This window comes from Halotolerantifilum yawarlongkerapense, from assembly GCF_054506745.1.
Genome location: NZ_CP199719.1, coordinates 2,716,780 through 2,737,016, shown reverse-complemented (window position 1 = coordinate 2,737,016; position 20,237 = coordinate 2,716,780). Strand labels below are relative to the sequence as shown.

The 20,237-nt window shown below is 54.5% G+C and carries 18 protein-coding genes; 2 read left to right on the top strand and 16 right to left on the bottom strand.

Annotated elements, in window-relative coordinates; translation table 11 throughout:
• Nucleotides 1–12: 12 nt before the first annotated feature.
• The 10 genes from ACULM0_RS13375 to ACULM0_RS13330 all read right to left on the bottom strand — a co-directional run bounded on the left by ACULM0_RS13375 (nt 13) and on the right by ACULM0_RS13330 (nt 10,966).
• Entirely contained in the window at nt 13–1,260 is a 1,248-nt protein-coding gene (locus tag ACULM0_RS13375) for a DUF1015 domain-containing protein (RefSeq protein ID WP_463678040.1), read from the bottom strand.
• A complete protein-coding gene (locus tag ACULM0_RS13370; protein WP_463678039.1) occupies nt 1,261–2,181 on the bottom strand; it encodes a D-2-hydroxyacid dehydrogenase in 921 nt (306 codons plus the stop codon).
• A 10-nt stretch (nt 2,182–2,191) separates the two neighbouring features.
• Entirely contained in the window at nt 2,192–3,265 is a 1,074-nt protein-coding gene (locus ACULM0_RS13365) for a pyridoxal-phosphate-dependent aminotransferase family protein (protein WP_463678038.1), read from the bottom strand.
• Between the two features lie 137 nt (nt 3,266–3,402).
• The gene (locus ACULM0_RS13360) at nt 3,403–4,239 is read right to left on the bottom strand and encodes a DegV family protein (RefSeq protein WP_463678037.1); all 837 of its coding nucleotides are present in this window, start codon (nt 4,237–4,239) and stop codon (nt 3,403–3,405) included.
• Between the two features lie 14 nt (nt 4,240–4,253).
• On the bottom strand, nt 4,254–5,087 hold the full coding sequence (locus ACULM0_RS13355) for a DegV family protein (protein ID WP_463678036.1): 834 nt from the start codon (nt 5,085–5,087) through the stop codon (nt 4,254–4,256).
• An 88-nt stretch (nt 5,088–5,175) separates the two neighbouring features.
• Complete coding sequence (locus tag ACULM0_RS13350; RefSeq protein WP_463678035.1) at nt 5,176–5,793, bottom strand: cyclodeaminase/cyclohydrolase family protein; 618 nt, start codon at nt 5,791–5,793, stop codon at nt 5,176–5,178.
• A 14-nt stretch (nt 5,794–5,807) separates the two neighbouring features.
• Nucleotides 5,808–7,073, bottom strand: a complete 1,266-nt coding sequence (gene hutI / locus ACULM0_RS13345; RefSeq protein ID WP_463678034.1) for an imidazolonepropionase — start codon at nt 7,071–7,073, stop codon at nt 5,808–5,810.
• Entirely contained in the window at nt 7,070–7,966 is an 897-nt protein-coding gene (gene ftcD / locus ACULM0_RS13340) for a glutamate formimidoyltransferase (RefSeq protein ID WP_463679888.1), read from the bottom strand. The genes hutI and ftcD overlap by 4 nt, the downstream gene beginning before the upstream one ends.
• A complete protein-coding gene (locus ACULM0_RS13335; RefSeq protein WP_463678033.1) occupies nt 7,966–9,978 on the bottom strand; it encodes a urocanate hydratase in 2,013 nt (670 codons plus the stop codon). The genes ftcD and ACULM0_RS13335 overlap by 1 nt, the downstream gene beginning before the upstream one ends.
• A gap of 31 nt (nt 9,979–10,009) precedes the next feature.
• The gene (locus tag ACULM0_RS13330; RefSeq protein ID WP_463678032.1) at nt 10,010–10,966 is read right to left on the bottom strand and encodes an L-threonine 3-dehydrogenase; all 957 of its coding nucleotides are present in this window, start codon (nt 10,964–10,966) and stop codon (nt 10,010–10,012) included.
• A gap of 145 nt (nt 10,967–11,111) precedes the next feature.
• Between ACULM0_RS13330 and ACULM0_RS13325 the strand changes: the two genes are divergently transcribed.
• Nucleotides 11,112–11,786, top strand: coding sequence for an MgtC/SapB family protein (locus ACULM0_RS13325; protein WP_463678031.1), 675 nt, complete (start codon nt 11,112–11,114; stop codon nt 11,784–11,786).
• 27 nt (nt 11,787–11,813) lie between these two features.
• Here the strand turns inward: ACULM0_RS13325 and asnS are convergent, their stop codons facing one another.
• Complete coding sequence (asnS, locus tag ACULM0_RS13320; RefSeq protein ID WP_463678030.1) at nt 11,814–13,205, bottom strand: asparagine--tRNA ligase; 1,392 nt, start codon at nt 13,203–13,205, stop codon at nt 11,814–11,816.
• 184 nt (nt 13,206–13,389) lie between these two features.
• Here asnS and ACULM0_RS13315 point away from each other — a divergent pair, with 184 nt between their 5' ends.
• Nucleotides 13,390–14,541 (top strand): GGDEF domain-containing protein, encoded by a 1,152-nt coding sequence (locus ACULM0_RS13315; protein WP_463678029.1) that lies wholly within the window; start codon nt 13,390–13,392, stop codon nt 14,539–14,541.
• A 42-nt stretch (nt 14,542–14,583) separates the two neighbouring features.
• Here ACULM0_RS13315 and ACULM0_RS13310 read toward each other — a convergent pair whose 3' ends face one another.
• From ACULM0_RS13310 to pgmB, 5 genes are all read right to left on the bottom strand, one after another.
• Nucleotides 14,584–15,168 (bottom strand): nitroreductase family protein, encoded by a 585-nt coding sequence (locus ACULM0_RS13310; protein WP_463678028.1) that lies wholly within the window; start codon nt 15,166–15,168, stop codon nt 14,584–14,586.
• Nucleotides 15,165–16,529: an aldehyde dehydrogenase gene (locus tag ACULM0_RS13305; protein WP_463678027.1), complete on the bottom strand. Its 1,365-nt coding sequence runs from the start codon at nt 16,527–16,529 to the stop codon at nt 15,165–15,167. The genes ACULM0_RS13310 and ACULM0_RS13305 overlap by 4 nt, the downstream gene beginning before the upstream one ends.
• Nucleotides 16,526–18,391: a cache domain-containing protein gene (locus ACULM0_RS13300; protein ID WP_463678026.1), complete on the bottom strand. Its 1,866-nt coding sequence runs from the start codon at nt 18,389–18,391 to the stop codon at nt 16,526–16,528. The genes ACULM0_RS13305 and ACULM0_RS13300 overlap by 4 nt, the downstream gene beginning before the upstream one ends.
• The gene (locus ACULM0_RS13295; RefSeq protein ID WP_463678025.1) at nt 18,378–19,409 is read right to left on the bottom strand and encodes a hypothetical protein; all 1,032 of its coding nucleotides are present in this window, start codon (nt 19,407–19,409) and stop codon (nt 18,378–18,380) included. The genes ACULM0_RS13300 and ACULM0_RS13295 overlap by 14 nt, the downstream gene beginning before the upstream one ends.
• Nucleotides 19,410–19,541: 132 nt before the next feature.
• Entirely contained in the window at nt 19,542–20,195 is a 654-nt protein-coding gene (gene pgmB, locus ACULM0_RS13290; protein ID WP_463678024.1) for a beta-phosphoglucomutase, read from the bottom strand.
• Nucleotides 20,196–20,237: the final 42 nt, after the last annotated feature.

The following is a 20,237-nucleotide window of genomic DNA, read 5'->3' as shown; positions in this document are numbered from 1 at the left end:
CTATCAATTCCCCTAATCGGAGAGTTTATGCGTGAACAATCCGCTGCGGAGCTTCGGCTCGAACCATGTGGATTTTGGCGGCATGACCTCCCCGGCATCAGCGATGGCCAGCAAATCGGACATCGTGGTCGGGTACATGCTGAAAGCAACGGCCATACCCGCCGTTACACGGCGCTCGAGCTCCTCGAGGCCACGGATTCCTCCGACGAAATCGATGCGTTCGTTCGTTCGGGGATCATCGATCCCGAGGATCGGAGCGAGCAAATTCTTCTGCAAGATCGATACATCCAGACGATCCACCGGATCCTCTGCATCGAACAAAGTATCACCCGCGACGAGCTCGTACCATTTACCACCCAAGTACATGCCAAAGTGATTACGGCTCATGGGTTTATAAGGTGTCACCTCTGCCTCGCTTAGGGTGAAGACCTTAGCCACTGCCTCGAGGAAAGCCTCTTCATCGAGACCATTGAGATCTTTGACCACGCGGTTGTAATCCATGATGAACAGATCTTCATCGGGGAAGATCACGCTCATGAAGAAGTTGAACTCCTCCTCACCGGTGAATTCTGGGTTCGCCTCTCGACGCTTTAGTCCCACTTTCACCGAAGAGGCCGATCGATGGTGACCGTCTGCGATGTACAGGTAATCGACGGATTCGAAAGCCTGCTCTAGCGATTCGACCACCTGCGCATCGTCGATCGTCCACACGATGTGCGTGATCTCATCCTCGCTCGTGAAGTTATACAGGGGATCGTGAAACTTGATCCAGTCGTTGATCGTTTTCGTGATCTCCGGCTTGTGGCGATAGGTCAAGAAAATCGGTGCTGTGTTCGCATCGCAGACGTCGAAATTATTGATGCGATCCTGCTCCTTAGCCGGCCGCGTGTACTCGTGCTTTTTGATGGTATCGTTCATGTACTCATCGATACTGTTCGTGGCCACAAGACCCGTCTGCACACGTCCCTTCATCAACTGTCGATAGATGTAGAAGCGCGGAGACTCATCGACCACTAGGGTTCCATCGGCGATGAAGGCATCCAGGTTCTCGCGCGCCGTCTGGTATACCTGCTCATTGTAAGCATTGACTTCGTCTGGTAGATCAATTTCACTACGGACCACATGGAGAAACGAGTGTGGTTTTCCCGCAGCCAGTTCCTTCGCTTCCTCCCGGTTCATCACGTCGTATGGAAGTGATGCTACTTCCTCCACAAGCTCTTTCTTCGGTCGAATTCCTTTGAAAGGTCGTACAATCGCCATCTATTTTGCCTCCTTGAAAAATGCCTCGATCACTTTAATCGTCTCGATCCCGATGCGTTCCTGCGCTTCGTAGGTGGATGCCCCGATATGCGGTGTCAGAGAGATCCGGGGATGATTGAGAATACGCTCATCCTTGGCGGGTTCTTCTTCGTACACATCGAGAGCTGCGCCGGCAATATGCTCCGAATCCAGCGCCTCCAACAGTGCAGCTTCATCCACTACACCGCCGCGTGCCGTGTTGATCAGGTAGGCACCGGGTTTCATCACCTCGAACTGCTCTTTGCGGATCGTCGCCCCCTTTTCCTTGTGGAAAGGAATATGCAGCGAGATATAGTCCGACATAGCGAGCAAATCGTCTAGCTCGGGTATGCAGCAGTAGTGCTGGTACTCGATCAATTCACAGTAACGATCGTAATACACGACGTTCATCCCGAGTGCATAGGCCTTGTGGGCCAGCGTCTTGGAGATGCGTCCCCATCCGATGAGACCCAGCGTCTTCCCGCGGACCTCCTGTCCCTTGAGCTCCTTCTTGGGCCACTTGCCCTCACGCATGAGCACATTGGACCGGTGGAGGTGCCGGGTTAATGTCATGATATGAGCGAGGGCCAATTCGGCCACCGCATTCGATGAGGCGTTCGGCGTATTGCGAACCGCGATGCCCGCCGCTTCGGCGTCCATGTGATCGATGTTATCGATCCCCACACCAGCGCGCACGATCAACTTCAGCTGTCCCCCTGCGATCTGATCGATCAGGGGTTTTCTGATTTTCGTCGCGGAGCGGATGACCACGACATCCACTTCTTTCAATTTGGCCACGAGCGCTTCGCCCTCGTGTTTGTTGGTATCGACGTCGAAGCCCTTCTTCTCCAAAAGAGCCACAGCACCTTGATCCATCCCGTCATTGGCTAGAATCTTAAACACGTCCTACCTCCTAAAGTCCTAAAATGTCTTCGATTTCTGCAAGCAGGGCGTTCAATTCATCCATTGAAGTGTCAGCCATATGGGCAATTCGGAAGGTCTTCTCCTTGAGATCACCATAACCATTGGAAATGGTGTAACCGCGTTCACCGAGGGCTGCGTTGAGCTCCTTCACACTGATCTCACGCGTGTTCTTCACCGTCGTCAGCGTATTCGATGCCACGGCAGAATCTGCGAACATATCAAAGTACTCCTTGGCCCAGGCGCGCGTGCGCTCAGCCATCTTGCTGTGTCTGGCAAAGCGGTTCTCCAGCCCCTCTACTTCTAGGATCTGCTCCAACTGGTAGTCGAGAGCGAACATATGCGAGAGAGAGGGCGTGGATGGATACTGGTAATCCTTTTTCTGGATCGTATCGTAGAGTTTGACAAGATCAAAATAGTAACCACGGTTCTCCACTTTCCGCGCTGCCTCGAGGGCTTTTTCGCTGATCGAGCAGATGGCTAGACCCGCGGGTAATCCGAGGCATTTCTGCGTCGATGCTACACACACGTCCACACCCCAGGCATCCACTTCAATTTTTGCGCCACCTAGTGAAGAAACCGTATCCATCAGAAAGAGTACATCGGGATATTTGGCAATCACTTTGGCGATCTCTGCCACGGGATTCATCACCCCGGTGCTCGTCTCGTTGTGCGTGATCGTCACGACATCGTACTTGCCCGTTGACAGCACTTCCTCTACCATCTCAGGTGTTGTGGGCTGTCCCCACTCCGATTGGAAGAGATCGGCCGGCACACCATTTCCCACGGCAATCTGGTGCCAGCGCTTACCAAAGGCACCGATTGAGAACACCGCTGCGCGTTTGGCCGTGCAGCTGCGGACCGCACCTTCCATGAGGCCTGTCCCAGAGCTCGTGGAGAGTAGAATCTCGTTGTCCGTGTACATCAGTTTGCGGAGTCGATCGGAAATCCTCCTTTGAAGCGCAGAGGCTTCTTTCGTCCTATGTCCGATCATCGGTGTAGCCATTTTCTGGAGCACGTCTTCGCGAACGTCCACGGGACCAGGAATAAATAATCTCTTATGCATGTTCATTCCCCCTATAATAGTCAGTTACAGTTCATTCTCATGATAACACGTCCCCGTGATAGCGCCAACCCGTGGGAAAAGGTTTTTAAAAAAATATAACAACTCCTGCACAGTATGTGCAAAAAAAGAAATCGTCGCTAAAAAGCGACGATAATACCTTGGTTGTCACAATACAAACTCGAGAGTCCCCCGGTCTGGACGATTTGGATTTCTTTGAACTGAGCCTTGCTCTCCAGTTCTTCCCGCAGTTTTTCGGCTCGCTCTACATTGTTCACGTGGCTGATCGCCAAGATCCGGTCGGCGGCATCCGGTGCATTTGCCAGAATCTCTGCCACCAATTTTTTGTAGGCCCGTTTCGTGCCGCGCGCCTTCGTGATCGGAACGATCTCTCCATCGTCATTCGCACCCATGACGGGCTTGATATCGAGCGCCGTGGCAATGGTGCCCGTGACCTTGCTGATGCGTCCGTTTTTCATCAGGTTGTCGAGTGACTCGGCGATGAAAAACGTCCTCATCTTGGTGATGTACGCTTCCACCCTGCGCACGAGTTCAGCACGCGGAACGCCTGCGCGGTTCAGATCGTGCACCTTCTGGCTGATCAGTGTCTCCGCAATCGATGCTGCTTTCGAATCGAATACGTGACAGAAAGCCTCGGGGTATTTCTCCAGGAACATCTGGCGGGCCAAGTTCGCACTATTGTGCGTCCCACTGAGGGCGCTAGAAATCGTCACGATGTAATTATCCACCTCAGGATCAAGGCGTTCTAGAAAATCATTAGGTGACGGACAGGCGCTCTTGGGCGTGAGGGGGGTTTCCACCATGTGCCGGATAAAATCAAGTACATCGAGATTCTCATCATCCACATACTCATCATCACCGATGATCAGTTTGAAGGGAACGAGATCCACCTCGTACTGCTCCCGGTGTCGTTCGTTCATGTCATTGGAACTATCTGCTATCACTTTTATTGCCATTGTTATCCCTCCGTCTAGAAACTGATCGTCACGCCGCCTTCGTTCACATAAATACTCGAGAGTCCGCCGGTGGCCTGGATGATCACTTCGCGGAACGGGTATCGTTCCTCGATCCGTTCTTTCAGCAATTGGGCTTTTTCAAGCGCATTACAATGACTGATCCCCAGCACCTTGTCTTCAAAAGAATGGCCGAACTCCCCGACCAATTCCACCATTCGCTTCATTGCTTTTTTATCGCTCCGTACCTTTTCGAGCATATCGATCTCTCCCTCCTCAGTGGCATAGAGGATGGGTTTGATGTTGAGTGCCGTCGCGATTTTTCCTTTGAACTTTGAGATGCGACCGTTCTTGATCAGAGTATCTAGGTTTCCGAGCTGAAAGAAATAGACCATCTCCGATAGGTAGGCTTCCGCTTTCTCCGCGACTGTCGATTCATCGAGACCCGCATCGATGAGCTCTTGAATTTTCAGCGCGAGCAAGGTCTCCTTGATGCTCGAACCCTTGGAGTCAAAGATGTGGATCACCTTATCCTTCACTTCCTCCAGCACCATCTGTCTTGCCAATCGAGCGCTGTTGTACGTCCCGCTCAGAGCTGCGGTCATGGTCACGCAGAAGACCGATCCTTCTTTCACAAAAGCATCGTAAAAGTCCTTGGGGGAAGGACAGGCCGAGGAGGCAGCCTCTTTCGAAGCCGCTACCTTTTTAAGGAGATTCGGTATGTCCAGCGTCTCATCATCTCGAAAGGCCTCCCCTTCTAAAAATAAGGTCAGGGGAACCTTTTCCACCTTTATCCGTTGGGCCAATTGTTCGTCGCATTCAAGCGAGCTATCGGAGACCAGTCTCATCATAATCAGCTCTTCCTTTCTCAAGTTGTTTCTTCAATTATAGTGGAAAAAAACCGCTCAGACAAGAAAAAGAGGGGAAGACCCCTCTTTTCTAAAGTGACACTTTGCTCAAGATCTCCGCTTCCCTGCGCACAATCTGCTCCCGCAGCTCCTGCACGCGCTTGCGCTTGTCCGCCACATAGGGCTCGTCCTCTAACCCATCGAGGTTGATGGCCACATTGTACAAGGCCCCGAGGACCGCGGTCCGCGTCATCATCATGGCCACCGCGCCATCGGTCACAGCGTTCTGGTTCCCCTGTTCGATCACGCTATCAATCGCGGGGATCAAGTGGAAAGCAGCCTCTGCAACACCCAGGGGCACCTCTGTCGCTTCTTTTGTGGCCGCTTGGATGGCTTCCTTGCGCCTTGTCTTCTCGTCTTCAGTTTCCTTGGGCATTTTAAAGGCCGCCATGACCCCATCGAAAGACTCTGCATCCCGATCGATGAGATCCAGCAGTTCTTTTCGCGCCACGGACATCTCACGAGCGATCTCCACCATCGTCTCCTCGGCTCCGGCATACTTCTTCTTGCCGATGGTCAGGTTGGCCACCATTTCGGTCAGTGAAGCGGCCAGGGCCCCTGCGAGAGCAGCTACACTCCCACCGCCGGGTACCGGATCCTTAGAAGCCAATGCATCTGAAAATGCTACCAGCGATTGATTTTTTAACATATGGTCTCTCCCTTCTAACTCTCGAGCGGTGATTGATCGCGATCATCGATGACCAGCTTGCCGGCCTTGATCACACGCTCCACCGTATTCACACCAAAATGATAAGGCAAGAAGTGGTAGTTGGGGTAGCGCAGAAGGATCAAATCCGCTTCCTTACCCACCTCGATGCTCCCGATCCGATCGGCACGATCAAGCGCGGCCGCCCCGTTGAGCGTTAACGCTGTGATCGTCTCCTCCGTTGTCATATTCATGTACAGGGTAGCGAGTGCCACCAGCAGGGGGATCGACTCAGAATGACAGCTACCGGGATTAAAATCCGTAGCCAGGGCCACCTTGGCCCCGCGATCAATCATGTACCGTCCCCGTGCATAGGGTTCCTTCAGACTGAAGGCCGTGAGGGGAAGTAATGTGGCCACCACAGAACGTTCGATCAAAGCCTCTACGCCCGCATCGGAAATCTGTAGCAGGTGGTCCGCACTGACACAGCCCATCTCAGCGGCCAATTCTGCACCGCCGAGGGGAACAATCTCATCAGCATGCATCTTGAGCTTGAATCCCAGTGCCTTCGCTCGCTCGAGATGTCGTCTCGATTGGCTCTTGTCGAAAACACCTTCCTCACAAAAGATATCCACGAACTCGGCCAGACCCGACTCCGCTACCGCTGGAAGCACCTCGTCGTTCATGTAGTCGATGAAGCCGTCGGGGTCGTCCTTGCGGTCCGCCGGACGGGCATGGGCCCCGAGAAAGGTGCGGACAACTTCCACGGGGTGCGCGTCATCGACCGCCTTGGCCACACGAAGCTGCTTCATCTCCGTATCGAGGTCCAAACCGTAACCGCTTTTGGCCTCAACCGTCGTGACGCCGAAACGAAGCATCCGGTTGAGACGCTCGCGTGCATCACGGTAAAGTGTTTCTTCTGATGCCTTTCGCGTGCCCTCGGTGGAGTTCACGATCCCCCCACCGCGTCTCATGATTTCCATGTAGCTGAGGCCGCGAAGGCGCCAGTCGTATTCCTCCTCGCGGTAGCCTCCGAAGACCAGGTGGGTGTGTGAATCCACGAATCCGGGGAGGACGCATTTTCCCCTTGCATCGATCACCTCTGTCGATGGCCCCACGCGCCCCTCTAGCTCCTCGTGAGGGGCAATGGCCACGATCAGTCCCTCCTCGATGAGGATACTATGGTTCTCATACGTGGCGAGGGAGCCCATGGCCTTGCCCGCTACACCGGCGTTCCCTGTGGGGGTCGCAATCTGGGCAGCGTTTCGAATGAGCAGGCTCACGATTCCATCATCCTCTTCTCGAGCACCTGGTCGATTTTGAAGTTTTCGATACCGAGGTAATACTCGGCCGTCTGCACGAGCGCCGCCATAGGGACGAGACCGATGACCTCAGAGCCCACCACCGATACACCGTAACGTCTGGCCTCGATGCGAATGAGCTCCATCACGCGGTAGAGAGGTGTCTTTTCATAGTTGGTCATGTTCATGGACACCTGTACGATCTGTCGTTCCTCCATCTCGATGCCGATGGCCTTGCAGTATCTCAATCCACCAGAGAGATGGCGGACGGAACGGGCAATCTTATCGGCGATGGTCAGATCGTGGGTCCCGAGAATCACGTTGAATGCGACCAGGGGCATCCGGGCGCCGATGGCCGTGATTCCGGCCGAAGGGTGCACTGCCTCGCCAAAATCCGGGGCCCACTGGGGATCTTGGATTTTCTCGGCCATGCCTTCGAACTGTCCCTTACGAAGCTTAGCGAGATTCTTCCTGTGGGTTGCAGTGGCTGATTCCTCATAGAGGAAGACCGGGATGCCGATTTCTTCGTGCGCACGCTGTGCCACGCGCTTGGAAAGGGCCACGCAATCTTCCGTCGTAGCGTTCTCGATGGGGATGAAGGGCACCACATCCGTGGCACCCATGCGGGGATGCTGCCCCACGTGCTTTCGAAGGTCGATGAGTTCAAAAGCCCGTCGCATGGCCTCGAGCACGGTGTTCTCGAGAGCCTCGGCCTCTCCCACCAGCGTGACCACCGTTCGGTTGTGGTCCGCATCGGAGCTGTAATCGAGGAGCTTTACCCCCTCCTTGCCACGAAAGGCATCGATAATTTTCTCGATCTTATCACGATCTCTACCTTCACTGAAGTTCGGTACACACTGGATAATCTGTTTCATCATAATTCTCCCCTCTTCTTCTCGATAATTCGGCTCACGAGCGACGTGTCCGTCTTGTAAGGAATCGTTACGTGGTTCTCTGCACCCAGTTCATTGTAAGCGCGCGATGTTTCCACCGCATGTTCGTTCTGGGCCCATGCGCGTCGCGACACGCCCACCATGGTATCCCACGGTACTGCCGCGCGGATGATGTCACCCACTCGTTCGGAGCCATCGAGCACCAGGCCGAAACCACCGTTAATGGATTTGCCGATGCCCACACCACCACCGTTGTGGAGGGCCACCATGGTCATACCACGTGCGGCGTTTCCGGCGAAGCACTGCGTGGCCATCTCGGCCATCACATTTGAACCGTCCTTGATATTGGCCGTCTCCCTGAAGGGGGAATCCGTGCCACCTGTATCGTGGTGATCACGTCCGAGCATAATCGGTCCGACCTCTCCCGCCCCCACCATGCGATTGAACTCCAGGGCGATATCCCTTCGGCCCAAGGCATCTTGGTAGAGGATACGCGCCTGGGTACCGACCACGAGTTTGTTCTCGAAAGCATCACGCACCCAGATATAATTATCGCGATCCTGGCCTCGGCGGTTGGGATCGATGACCTTCATCGCCGCCTGGTCCGTCTTCTTGAGATCCTCTTCTTTCCCCGAGAGACACACCCAGCGGAAAGGGCCATAGCCGTAGTCGAAGAGCATGGGACCCATGATATCTTCCACGTAAGATGGGTAGATGAAGCCTTCGCTCTCATCCACGCCATTTTTTGCGATTTCTTTGGCGCCGGCATCGTAAATCGCCTTCATGAAGCTGTTCCCGTAATCGAAGAAATATGAGCCGCGTTCCGACAGGGTTTTGATCAACTCGAAATGCCGCTTCAAACTCTCGTCCACACGCTCGCCGAAGGCCGCCTTGTCTTCAGCGAGGAGCTTGGTCCGCTCGTCGAAGGTGAGGCCCTGGGGACAGTAGCCACCGTCATAGGGCGCGTGGCAGGAGGTTTGGTCAGAGAGCAAGGGGATCTCCACCCCATGGTCTACCGCGTATTCGAGCAGGTCCACCACGTTCCCGTGGAATCCGATGGCGCGACCCTCTTTTTTGTCCATGTAGGCCTGGGCCTCCGCAAAACAGGCTTCGGGATCGTCATGATACGAGTCGATCCATCCCTGCTCGTACCGGGTCATCACCCGCGAGTGATCGACCTCGGCAATGATGCCCACGCCATTGGCGATCTTGATCGCCTTGCCCTGGGCGCCGCTCATGCCGCCGAGTCCGCTTGTCACGTAAAGCACCCCACCTAGATCCTCTTCCTCCTTGACCCCCAATTTCAGGCGTCCGGCGTTGAGTACCGTGTTGAAAGTGCCGTGGACGATGCCCTGGGGCCCGATGTACATCCAGCCCCCTGCGGTCATTTGACCGTAGTTGGCCACACCCAGTGCCGCCGCACGATGCCAATCCGCTTGGTTGTCGTACATACCGATCATCAGACCGTTGGTGATGATGGCCCTGGGGGCCGATGCGTGACTCTTGAATAAGCCCAGGGGATGACCGCTCATGACCACGAGCGTCTGGTCTTGCGTCATCACCTCGAGATACATCTTGATCAGTTGGTACTGCATCCAGTTCTGGCAGACCTGTCCGGTCTCACCGTAGGTCACCAGTTCATAGGGATACAACGCGATATCGAAGTCCAGGTTATTGTCGATCATCACCTGGATGGCCTTCGCCTCGATGGTCTGGCCCACGTAGGTTTCGATCGGCCCACCAACGATCCGGCCAACGGGACGGAAGCGGTAACCGTAGATACGGCCCATGGTCACGAGTTCCTCGTAGAACTCCGCGGCCATCACCTCATGGTGTTCCTCCGGGATATAGCGCAGGGCATTCTCGATGGCCAGTGTGATCTCCCGGTCGTTCAGCGTCAGCTCGCGCTTGGGTGCGCGTCGGATTCCCTCGATAAACGCGGGCTTTTCCGGCAGCGGTCCTTCCAGTTTCAATTGCAACGGCTTGGTCGTCATAGTGTTTCCCCCCTTCGGTTGTCTTTTTCGTCTAAATACCTTTCGCCTTGAGTTTTTCCAGCATATCAGCGGTCATCTTATCCAGATCGTAAACCGGATCAAATCCCCATTCTTCTCTTGCGCAGTGATCATCGAGTTTGTCCGGCCAGGAATTGGCAATGGCCTGCTTCTCAGGATCCACTTGATACGTAATCGTGAAATCAGGGATGAACTTCTTGATCGAGGCGGCGATCTCCTCCGGTGTAAAGCTCATGGCCGTGATGTTGAAAGCATTTCTGTGGATCAACTTCTCAGCATCGGCGTCCATCAGCTGGAGCACGGCGTTTACGGCGTCGGGCATGTACATCATGTCCATGCGCGTATCTTGATCGAGGTTGCACTCGAAGCTTCCCTTGCGCAGCGCGTCATAATAGATGTGCACGGCATAATCCGTCGTGCCCCCGCCCGGTAGTGCTGTGTTGGAGATCAGTCCTGGATACCGGACCCCGCGCACATCCACACCGTATTTTGTGTAGTAGTAATCGCACAGGAGCTCACCGCTTACCTTGGAGACCCCATAGATGGTGTTGGGTCGTTGTAGGGTATCCTGCGGTGTATCCACCTTCGGTGTATCTGGTCCAAAGGCCGCGATGGAACTGGGCACGAAGACCTTCAAATCGTGCAGACGTGCGATCTCGAGGCAGTTGTAAAGACCATTCATGTTCACATCCCACAACAGCTGAGGATTCTTCTCTCCTGTGGCGGATAAAATCGCTGCCAAGTGAATGACCGTTCCGATGTCATACTTTTCCACGACAGCTTTGAACTGCTCGTAATCCGTAACATCGAGCACTTCAAAGGGTTCCTCGCACTCGAGTTCACACCCTTCGTGCATCCGGATGTTGCTGGATACCACATTCTCCACACCAAAGCGATCGCGATATTTTTTGGTAAGCTCTGTGCCGATCTGGCCCAGGGCACCGGTAATCAAAATTTTCTTCAAAACCATCCATCCCCTCTCTGACTCTACAAATTTCTGACTATGTTTCCCCACTAATTGTACAACAAGATGCGGCAAGCGTTAACCCCCGCGTCAAAATATTGATTTTTTTTCACAAAAGATGGTATCAATGTAAACAAAGGTTGTGATTATCATGCAATTTGACATGAATCTCATCGCACGTCTCCTCTTAGCCGCTTTGCTCGGCGGGATCATCGGAACAGAGCGGGAGAGTTTGAACCGTCCAGCGGGTCTCCGCACGCACATCTTGGTCAGCACCGGTTCTGCACTGGCCATCCTCATCAATATCCGGCTCTTCAATAACATGGGCGGTGTGGGGTCCACCGACCTATCTCGTATCGCCGCCGCCGTGGTCTCCGGGATCGGTTTTCTGGGTGCGGGTACGATCCTGAAGGAAGGTGCCAGCGTCAGGGGACTGACCACTGCAGCCAGTCTCTGGGCTGTGGCCATCATCGGACTGGCTTCCGGCGCGGGTTACTACGATCTGGCCATCTCGACGACCTTGGTGGTATGGTTCACGCTGGCCATTTTCAGCAAGATCGAGAGAGCGTTTCTATCCAAAAAACATTTGACCCATCTCTACATTGAAACAGAGTCAAAGCCCGGACAACTCGCCAAGATTACCTCGGTGATCGGCGAACACCAGGTGACCATCGCAAAACTCGATATGCACGAACACGAGGAGGGGCTCTCTCTCGACCTCACTATCCGCCCACCCCGCTCCTTCGAATCGGATTCCATGATCAGCGAGCTCCAGATGATCGAATCCATCAGCGACGTGAGCATGGAAAACAAAGACACTCCCTGATCCTTTCGATCGGAGAGTGTCTTCTCTTTAAAATTCTGCTTTGTTCACGGTCCTCGGGAAGGGAATCACGTCACGGATGTTGGTCATTCCCGTGAGGTACATGATCGCGCGTTCGAAGCCGAGTCCAAAACCCGCGTGCTTGGTCGTCCCATACTTGCGTAGCTCGAGATACCACCAGTAGTCCTCTTCGTCGAGTCCCATGGCCCGGATCTTCTCCAGGAGCACATCATAGCGCTCCTCACGCTGGCTACCGCCGATAATCTCACCTACGCCGGGGACGAGCAGGTCCATCGCCGCAACCGTCTTCTCATCGTCGTTCAGACGCATGTAGAAGGCTTTGATTTCCTTCGGGTAGTCGGTTACGAACACGGGGGCGGAGAAGATCTTCTCGGTCAGATAGCGCTCGTGTTCTGTCTGCAGGTCCATGCCCCAAGAGACGGGGAACTCAAAATTCTCTCCGCTCGCCTGGAGGCGTTCGATGGCCTCGGTGTACGTGATCCGCACGAAATCAGAGCTCAGGACGTGCTCGAGACGGGCGCGTAGGCCCTTGTCGATGCGCGCGTTGAAGAAATCAATCTCTTCCGGGCACTCGTCCATGACCCGCTGGATCAGAAACTTCATCATATGCTCCGCCAGATCCATATCATCGGCCAGATCGGCAAAGGCGATCTCCGGTTCGATCATCCAAAATTCCGCCGCGTGACGCGCTGTGTTGGAGTTCTCGGCACGGAAGGTGGGTCCAAAGGTATAGACATTACGATAGGCCTGGGCAAAGTTCTCCACGTTCAGCTGACCTGAGACCGTCAGGTTCGTCTCTTTACCGAAGAAGTCCTGCCGGTTGTCAACCTTACCCTCGTCGTCGCGCGGCGGGTTGTCGATATCGAGCGTCGTTACGCGGAACATCTCCCCGGCACCCTCGGCATCGGCACCCGTGATGATGGGGGTATGGACGTACACGAAACCGCGCTCTTGGAAAAACTGGTGGATGGCGAAAGCCGCCACGCTGCGCACGCGAAAAACAGCGTTAAATGTATTCGCCCTTGGACGCAGGTGCGCGATGCTGCGCATATACTCGAAGGTGTGCCGCTTCTTTTGCAGGGGGTAGTCGTTATCGGATAACCCCTCTAGCTCCACATGTGTCGCCTTGATCTCGAAGGGTTGTTTGGCATCCGGTGTCATGACGAGTTCGCCCGTCACGTGAATGGCCGAGGCGATGGGGTACTTGGCCACCTCCTCGAAATTATCGAGCTCTTCCACGGCCAGGACCACCTGGATGGTCTCGAAAAATGTTCCGTCGTTGAGCTCGATAAAACCGAATTTATTGCTGGCACGCAAGGTGCGGATCCAGCCGGAAACCGTCACCTCTTGCCCCCCGAATCGCTCGCGATCGCGGTAAATATCTTTGATGTACGCTCGCATGTGCTTCCTCCTTCTCCTCGTTAAGACCGGATCGATGTTGTGCCGGCCCTACGGACTGGTGAGTGGTATCGGTCGCTTATTTCCCTTTTGTTTCGATCCTTCATATTATAATAAACGTATTCTCATCTGTCAAAGTGTCAAGCCCCCACCATTGTGGTAAAATAGACGAAAGGAGGACATCTACATGACCGGACGTCTCATCGCTGAAGGACTCATCTTAATCTATCTGGCCGTCGGTTCCGGCGCCTTGCTCGTGGAGCGCTTTTTCACCCGCGATGAAAAGAATCGCTACGCTATCGGTTTTCTCGTGATCTTCTTGCACTTCTGGTTGGGTGATTTGATTTATCCGCAGGCGCCCATGCATCTCATGCGCATCGGGCTCATGACTTTTTTTCTCATCCAGCTGCTCCTGCCCTACTTCGAATCCAAAGACCAGGGTCTCGGTTGGGTCCTATCGGCTTCGCTTCTGTTGAGCGGTGTCAACCTGCTCTTTTACAGATCGCTTCTGCCCATGATTGTAGACACGGCTACCCTTGCCCTGCCTGTGCTCTGGACGCTTTCCACCTTCTTCGTATACAGAAGCCAGGCTTTCTTTAAAGAAAACCATGCCCTCTACATCGTCCCCGCGCTTTTCTACGGGCTTCCCGCTTTACGGGATTATCAGCTCGTGGCCGACCTCACGCTGATCATCATCGGTCTCTTCGCAGCCTTCAAACTGCTCAACTACCACATTCACAGACATGAGGAGATGATGCGGGAGGTGACGGAGATCAAGGATTCCTACGATCGCGCCGTGAACATGGAGGCGCGAAAGCGCACCCTTCACTATGAAATGCAGAAGGAAAAGATGGCCGAGATCAACAGGACGGATGCACTGACCAAGGCCCTCACGAGACAGGGTATAGCCGCTGTGGCCGATGAACTGATCGCTCAGAAAACCGGCGACTCCTTCTGCCTCTTGATTTTCGATATCGATCACTTCAAGAATCTCAATGACTACTACGGCCACATTCTGGGCGACAAGGTGCTCCGCCAACTCGTGACGATGCTAAAAAAAGAAATGCGCGATGGCGATGTGATCGGCCGCTACGGGGGGGATGAGTTCATTATCATCCTGCCCAAGATCGACAAACGCTCCGCCTACCGCACTGCCGAACGATTCCGCATGACCATTTCGAAAACAGAAGACCCCCATTTCACCATCTCCATGGGGATGGCCTTCTACCCCGACGACGGCAAGCATTTCGAGGAACTGGTGCACTATGCGGACCTCGGTCTGTACAAGGCCAAGGAAAAGGGCCGCAACCGCGTCGGCTACGCAGGGAGCTTCGACTAGCACCCCTTTTGCTTTTACAGACCCCACGATAAAAGTGGCCTCCTATTCGGAGAGCCACTTTTTTACGTTCAAGATGATCTCATCGATCGGCATGCGTGTGTTCGGATATTCTTCCTCCGCGTGTTCGGGGGGTAGCAGGTCCACGTCGCCATGGTAGCCCACGGCCACCATACACAGCACCTCGTAATCCTCGGGTATCTGGAGTTTTTCGGCAGCCGTCTTCCTCTTGAAACCGGCCATCGGGTGTGCGATCAGACCGAGGGCCGTCGCCTGCAGGGCAAAGAATCCGAAGCTCGTGCCGGCATCGAAGGCGTGAAAGCGGTTGTCCTTGCCGTTTCGGGCAAAGGTCTTTTTCGCTAAGATCAATAGGAGCAGTGGCGCGCGATCCGCCCAGGAGCGGTTGCCCTTGTAGAGAAATCCTCTTAGGAGCTCGAGTTCCTCTTCATCCCCGGGGATCATGTACCGCCACGGTTGTTCGTTGTAACAACTCGGTGCGTAGCGCGCAGCTTCCAAACAGGCGCGTAATGTCGCCTCGGCCACATCCTGATCACGGAAGGCCCTGGCGGACCAGCGTTCCTTGATGACCTCTAGGATCGGGTAGTCGTACACCCTCTGTTGCCCCTTCACTTCATCACCTTCTTCAAGATGCGAAATTTTCCGCGGGTGTAGGGCGGGTATTTTACCGGCAGATCCAACCGAGATGTCTTTTCGAACAAACCCTTCGACCTGCTCATCTCGTCGAAACTGGCCTTGCCGTGATAGCGGCCGATCCCACTGCTTCCGGCTCCGCCGAAGGGCAGATCTGCCAGCGCCACGTGCGTCAGGGTATCATTGATACAGCCTCCGCCAAAGGGTAAGCTGGTCGTGATCCACTCGACAAAGTCATCATCTTCCGAAAAGACGTACAAGGCGAGGGGATTGGGCATATCCCGCAAGGCATCAAAAAGAGCCAGTTTTTTGCTATAGCTGATCACGGGCAAGATCGGCCCGAAGATTTCCTCCTCCATCACAGGATCCTCAAAGGTCACCCCCGTGAGAATCGTGGGGAGCATTTGGTTCGTTTCCTCATCCACCTGACCGCCGTAGATCACTTGGTCGGGATCGATCAGTTTACGCAGTCGCTCCAGGTGCTTGTCATTGATGATCTTGGGGTAGTCTCCCTTCGCACGCGCCTTCGGCCCGTAGTAACGGTCCGTGGCCTGGATCAAAGCCCGGAGAAATTCCTGTTCCACCCGTTCATCTACCATCACATAATCGGGAGCGATACAAGTTTGCCCCGCATTGATAAACTTACCCAAGGCGATGCGCCTGGCCGCTGAGGTCAGGTCGGCCGTTGCGTCGACGATCGTGGGACTCTTGCCGCCCAGTTCCAAGGTAACCGAAGCCAGGTGTTCTGCCGCCGCCTTCATGACCGACTTGCCCACCGGGGTGCTCCCGGTGAAAAAAATATGATCAAAAGGAAAGGTCAGTAACTCCTCTGCCACTTCCCGTCCACCCGTCACTACGGTCACGTGGGTCTCGTCAAAGGTCTCCTCGATCAGCTCAACCATCACCCCGGCAGTGGCCGGCGCATACTCCGAAGGCTTGAGCATGGCCACATTGCCGGCGGCGATCGCTCCGACCAAAGGCGCGATCATCAGCTGAAAAGGGTAGTTCCAGGGAGACAGGATGAGGACGTTTCCCTTGGGTTCTTTGATGACCCTCGCACGTCCCGGTCGGTGCATCGCTGGGACAGCCTTTTTCTCCGGCTCCATCCAGCGCTCCACTCCCTTGAGGGCCAGATCGATTTCCTCTTTGACCAGGGAAATTTCCGTCCCGTACCCTTCTAGATCTGACTTCCCGAGGTCTGTATACAGGGCCTCGAGGATTTGGTCTTCGAATCGATCGATGGCATCCGAGAGGGCCTTGAGATGTCTCCTTCTCGTGGTCACAGGTCGCGTCAATCCACTTTGATAGTAATCTCGTTGTGCTTCGAATCGCTTTCTCATTCTGATTCCTCCAAGGTCTTAGCCTGTTTGTACAAAGAGAGAAGATCGACAACCTTTTGAAAGGTATAGGGCTTCGTCAAAACCAACTCATCGCTTCGTCGCCCTTCCTGGTCCCGGAGCATGATCACGAATTTTCCCCCAGGCTCATGGATCCATTCTCCCGCCATCGACTCGTCGACCAAAAGAATTTCGTCTTGTTCTCGCGGTTCTTCAGACCAATGCAAGTGAATCTGCAAACGTCTGAAAATACTCTCGAGAAGTAGAGCCGTCTGCGGATCATCGGTGATCAGCGTCACACGGTCGTCCAAAGAGCGCTTTTGCTCTTCATCGACCTCTCCCTCTGTCTCTAACGCTTTCCAGTCCTGATAAAGGACCGGGATCCGCACATCAATGGTGTGCGTTGCCTCCTCATAGATGATACTTACCCCGAGACTCTCTTCATAACTCGTTTCTTCTGCTAATGCCTTGGGTGAACCCGCCAGCGCGAAATGAAATTTGATCATATGGTGTTCCATCTGCATGCGAATCGATTCCACCGAGCCCTCGATAAACAAACGCTGGGTGAAGTGCAAGAAGAACCGTCTGACCAAATAATCATCCAATATGGCCACTACATCCGGGGCAATGGCATTGTCGATCTGGTCTTCGCGCAAATGATAGTTGAGCAGCAACCACTTCTTGAGATCGTCGGCTACATTGCGCAAGATACAACGCCGGTTGAACTCCGGTACCCGCTCGAGATCCTTTTCTGGGAGTTCCCTGAGCAGCGTGATCCGGTCTCCAAGCAGCTCGAACATCTCATTGAACCGATCGCGATCGAGCGGTTCTTCATCGACCAGGCGACTAAACTGGCTCCTCTGTGTATCCAGGTCATCTGCCAGACGCAGGAGAAAAGCATCGGCATTTTGCTTGTTGAGCCCTTCCTTATCACGCTCAGCAGAGAGCCGCGCCACCCGCTGCGAACAGGTGGCGTGGGCACCAATCGCAAGGAGGGCTTCCCGCATCACCTTCCAAATCCCCATGACCAGAAGTAGATAGACAAGGACAATGCCGATCATCAGGACCCGCCGATCAGTGGCGTAATCCGTGTTGAGACGCGCGCTCTCGATCACCGCGTACAGAGACCAACCGGTATCTGCGATCCCTTGTCTCAAGTAAAACTGGCGCGTGGGACGATCATAATAGACTGGCTGTCCATCGAGCACGTGGATAATCGCCTGGGGCAGTTGCTCAGAAAGCGCCTCCTGCTTGGCACCCGGCAGGGGAGAGGCCATGACGAACCCGGCTTCATCTGTCATGAGGTACGACGCATCGGTATCGATGAGCAGGGTATCGATCGCGTAGGTGGGCAGATCTACCCCCAGAACCCCCATCAGTTGACGTCCCCTGTACACAGGTACAACAAAACTGACAACATACTCCATGGTATCGGCATCGATATAGGGAGAGACGTACACAACGCTCCCCACCTCCACAGCCTTTTGATACCAATTGCGTTCCCTGGGGTCGTAGTCCGGGGAAGGAATCCAGCTATCGCTCGAGTAAAAAACACCCTCTGTGTCTGCAAAATAGGTCTTGTAGAACTGGCTGCTCAAACGTCGGAGGTAGGGATTCATCGTCCGCTGGACGGCAGTCTTTTCAAAATCGTCGTAGTCGAAAAAATGAGAGAACTCCCGGAAGCGGATCTCCCGGTTCATCAACCAATCCTCCAGTCGCTCCACACGATCCACCGTCCAGTAGGTAGCTTGCATGGCAGCCTCCGTCCCTAAATGGGACTGTCCGATCCAATAGACCACAGGAGCCAGGACCGTCAAAAAAACAATCAGGGCCAAACCGATCCACCGCACGCTATGACGCTTCATCGGTCCCCACCCTCTCGTAGGTGTGCAGTCGCCACCCGTCCTCCGTCGGTTTAAACGTATAGCGCAGGCGATCCACGGCCGATGAGCCGTTGATCAACCACCGTTCTTCGGCTGTGATGTACCAATTGTTCACGTACCTCTCGTCTACTAGGATCCGCAGGGTTTCTAGTTCGAGGGACCCGGGCTTATCGAAGGACGTGAATACTTCTCGCAGTGGTGAATCTTTGGTCAGGACCTCTTCAAGCGACGTCTCACGTCCCAGGGCATAATCCGCAAAATGCCGATTGTAGTCTACGACGAGGTCGATTCCCTCGCCGGTGACCGCCTCGGCGGCGTAAACGCGCGTATACTTTTCTCCGATCAACAAGCGGCGGACGAAATGCGTTGCCTTGGCCTTGTAGTGATCGTATCCCTCCTCATAAGCCGCCCCATCGTGCTCGAACCGGCGTCGGAAGGACACGATCCCCTCGCCCTCAACCATTTCGGTCATCTCATGGTAACTCTGATCACCGGTTGCATGGCGCACGCGGTAGCGCATTCCTTCCTCCGTTTCGGTTACATCGAGTAGCGTCCCCTGCAGGGTGTGTCGCTTTCCGTCGATCGTGACCGTCTGCTCCCAACTCGTGCCGGCCACCAGTGGTGTCATGAGCAGAATCTTCTCCTCAAAGGGAGAGCGGAGGGACCGTGGGCTGTGATCTGTCATGACAATCCGATCCTGTAGGATGCGAAAATGCGTCTCCGTCCCGAAGTCCAGGTCGGCTAATCGCGGGTTATCGTTCTTGACCTCCCCCGCCACCTCAACGATTTTTTCCGATTTCGTCTCCCGCACGCTGATGATCGACGCCTCTTGGTAGTAATCAGCATCCCCCGTGTAGGTCCATGTATAGGGTTTCTCAGGAAAAAGTGCCGCCAACCGTTCATCATAGGGACCTGCCACAGGATCCTCACCTGCACCGCAACCGAAGGCAAGGGGGAGGATCCCTATCAAAAGGGCCACAAGGCCCAACCGTTTCCACATCAAACAACCACCTCTTTGCTTTTATTTTACCACAGCTCGACGTCCCCAAAAAGAAAAGCCCCTTCTCCCGGAAACCTGGGAGAGGAGCACAACGAGTGGAGGGTCACCACATGCGTCTGAATCTACGCCGTATTATCGCAAGAAGCGATCCAAGGGAAAATCGATGAGGTTCTCCACCACGTGATCTGCCTCGGTAAGCGTCTTGGCATCACCGACGCCAATGGCCAGCATGCCGGCATTTTTCGCCGCCTCGATACCTGCGATAGCGTCTTCGAAGACCACACATCGCCCTGGAGGCACGCCCAGGGACCGGGCCCCGATCAAGAATACCTCTGGATCCGGTTTTGCTTTGGAGACGCTGTTGCCGTCGACAACGGCATCAAAGTAGGGAGCGAGACCTGTCACCTCAAGAATCGTCGGCGCATTTTTACTCGCCGAACCGAGGGCCAACTTGATGCCACGATCTCGCAGAGTTTCCAAGAGCTCTAGGGCGCCGGGAAGGATTTCCGATGGATCCATCGTCAAGATGTACGCGCGATACCATTCGTTTTTCTTCGTCGCCAGTTCTAATTTCTTTTCATCACTGAGCGATACGTCACCCAGACTCAAGATAATCTCGAGTGAAGCCATCCGACTGACGCCCTTGAGACGCTCATTATCTGCTTCATCAAAAGGAATACCGAGTTCGTCGGCCAATCGTTTCCAGGCTAAATAGTGGTATTTGGCCGTGTCTACCAACACACCGTCGAGATCGAATAGACACGCACCATACTTTCTTTCGTTCACAGAAAATCAGCTCCTTCAGGACTCGGGAAGTTCATCGGTCAT

Coding starts and splice junctions, on each gene's coding strand:
- ACULM0_RS13360 (WP_463678037.1), bottom strand. CDS start 4,239: ATGGCAATAAAAGTGATAGCAGATAGTTCCAATGACATGAACGAACGA.
- ACULM0_RS13355 (WP_463678036.1), bottom strand. CDS start 5,087: ATGATGAGACTGGTCTCCGATAGCTCGCTTGAATGCGACGAACAATTG.
- asnS (WP_463678030.1), bottom strand. CDS start 13,205: ATGCGAGCGTACATCAAAGATATTTACCGCGATCGCGAGCGATTCGGG.
- ACULM0_RS13335 (WP_463678033.1), bottom strand. CDS start 9,978: ATGACGACCAAGCCGTTGCAATTGAAACTGGAAGGACCGCTGCCGGAA.
- ACULM0_RS13325 (WP_463678031.1), top strand. CDS start 11,112: ATGCAATTTGACATGAATCTCATCGCACGTCTCCTCTTAGCCGCTTTG.
- ftcD (WP_463679888.1), bottom strand. CDS start 7,966: ATGAAACAGATTATCCAGTGTGTACCGAACTTCAGTGAAGGTAGAGAT.
- ACULM0_RS13315 (WP_463678029.1), top strand. CDS start 13,390: ATGACCGGACGTCTCATCGCTGAAGGACTCATCTTAATCTATCTGGCC.
- ACULM0_RS13350 (WP_463678035.1), bottom strand. CDS start 5,793: ATGTTAAAAAATCAATCGCTGGTAGCATTTTCAGATGCATTGGCTTCT.
- ACULM0_RS13305 (WP_463678027.1), bottom strand. CDS start 16,529: ATGAGAAAGCGATTCGAAGCACAACGAGATTACTATCAAAGTGGATTG.
- ACULM0_RS13365 (WP_463678038.1), bottom strand. CDS start 3,265: ATGCATAAGAGATTATTTATTCCTGGTCCCGTGGACGTTCGCGAAGAC.
- ACULM0_RS13300 (WP_463678026.1), bottom strand. CDS start 18,391: ATGAAGCGTCATAGCGTGCGGTGGATCGGTTTGGCCCTGATTGTTTTT.
- ACULM0_RS13295 (WP_463678025.1), bottom strand. CDS start 19,409: ATGTGGAAACGGTTGGGCCTTGTGGCCCTTTTGATAGGGATCCTCCCC.
- ACULM0_RS13375 (WP_463678040.1), bottom strand. CDS start 1,260: ATGGCGATTGTACGACCTTTCAAAGGAATTCGACCGAAGAAAGAGCTT.
- ACULM0_RS13330 (WP_463678032.1), bottom strand. CDS start 10,966: ATGGTTTTGAAGAAAATTTTGATTACCGGTGCCCTGGGCCAGATCGGC.